Raw genomic sequence first — 1,493 nt, 5'->3', positions numbered from 1 at the left:
CCGGATCCGCTCGCTCGGCGCGCTGCTGGACGAGTGGACCCCGGTGATTCCCGGCTCGGTGCTCAACGAGCACCCGATGCACCCGATCACCCCCGCCTCCCGGGCGCTGGTCGACTCGGCCGGCGACGACCTGCCGATCGGCTGGCTGCACCGCTCGATGCGGTACGGCGAGAAGCTCGCCACGCCGGACACCAGCGTCGGCGACCTGATCGGCGACGTCGACCCGATCCGGCTCGCCCAGGGGCGCACGCTCGGCGACCCGGAGACCATCCACTTCGGGCTCGTACCGCGTACCAACCGGGGCGTCTTCGCCGTCAACGAGCTGCCCGACCTGGCCGAACGCATCCAGGTGGCGCTGCTCAACGTGCTGGAGGAGCGCGACATCCAGGTCCGTGGCTACCAGCTGCGGCTGCCGCTGGACCTGCTGCTGGTGGCCAGCGCCAACCCGGAGGACTACACCAACCGGGGCCGGATCATCACGCCGCTCAAGGACCGGTTCGGCGCGGAGATCCGTACCCACTACCCGCTCGACCTCGACCTGGAGCTGTCGCTGATCCGGCAGGAGGCCGACCTGGTCGCCGTCGTGCCGGAACACGTGCTGGAGGTGCTGGCCCGGTTCGCCCGCGACGTGCGGGAGTCCCCGTCGGTGGACCCGCGCTCGGGTGTGTCCGCCCGGTTCGCCATCGCCGCCGCGGAGACGGTGGCCGCCGCCGCGTTGCGTCGGTCCGGTCTGCTGGCCGGTGCCTCTGCTGCCTCGGGTGGCGGGGCCGGGTCGGCGCCCCGGCCGGAGGCGCCGGTGGCCCGGATCGGCGACACCGTGTCGGTCACCTCCACGCTGCGCGGCAAGGTCGAGTTCGAGAGCGGCGAGGAGGGACGCGAGATCGAGGTGCTCGCGCACCTGCTGCGTACCGCCACCGCCGAGACGTTCCGCGCCCGCCTGGCCGGGCTCGACCTGTCCGGCTTCACCGCGATCGTCGCCGAGGGCGGCGCCGTGGAGACCGGGGAACTGGTCTCCTCGGCCGAGCTGCTGCGCCAGGTCGGCACCGTACCGGGGCTGGCCAAGGTGCTCGACCGGCTCGGGCTCGGCGACGCGCCCAGCCCGGAGGAGGCCGCCGCCGGCATCGAGTTCGTGCTGGAAGGGCTGCACCTGACCCGCCGGCTCGGCAAGGACGTCACCGAATCGGGGCGCACCGTCTACGGGGACCGGGACTGACAATGGCCGGCGGCAACCGCTTCCGGTACGGGCAGTGGCGCGGCGGACCCGACCCGCTCGCCCCGCCGTACGACGTGCGCGCCGCGGTGGACGCGGTCGGCTCGGACGTGCTCGCCGGCGGCAGCCTGCGCGAGTCGCTGCGTGAGCTGCTGCGGCGCGGCCCGCAGGGGCGGGGCGGCCTGGACGACCTGGCCGCCCGCGCCCGCCGCCTGCGCCGGGAGGCGCTGCGCCGCGGCGACTTGGACGGCGCCGTAACCCGGGCCCGGGCGCTGCTCGACCA

General features: G+C 74.8%; 1 protein-coding gene and 1 pseudogene. Both read left to right on the top strand.

The genetic code is table 11. The features are described 5' to 3' along the window. The coding region (locus tag KBX39_RS30985; RefSeq protein WP_210873949.1) for a sigma 54-interacting transcriptional regulator at window positions 1-1,213 on the top strand (1,213 nt) is incomplete at its 5' end. A 2-nt stretch (window positions 1,214-1,215) separates the two neighbouring features. Then, window positions 1,216-1,493 (top strand): annotated as a pseudogene (locus KBX39_RS30980) (hypothetical protein); the annotation flags it as partial.

The sequence above is a fragment of the Micromonospora sp. D75 genome (assembly GCF_018070405.1).
Lineage (GTDB): Bacteria > Actinomycetota > Actinomycetes > Mycobacteriales > Micromonosporaceae > Micromonospora > Micromonospora chalcea.
The sequence above is the reverse complement of the archived record's forward strand: the minus strand, read 5'-3'. Positions and strand labels throughout refer to the sequence as shown.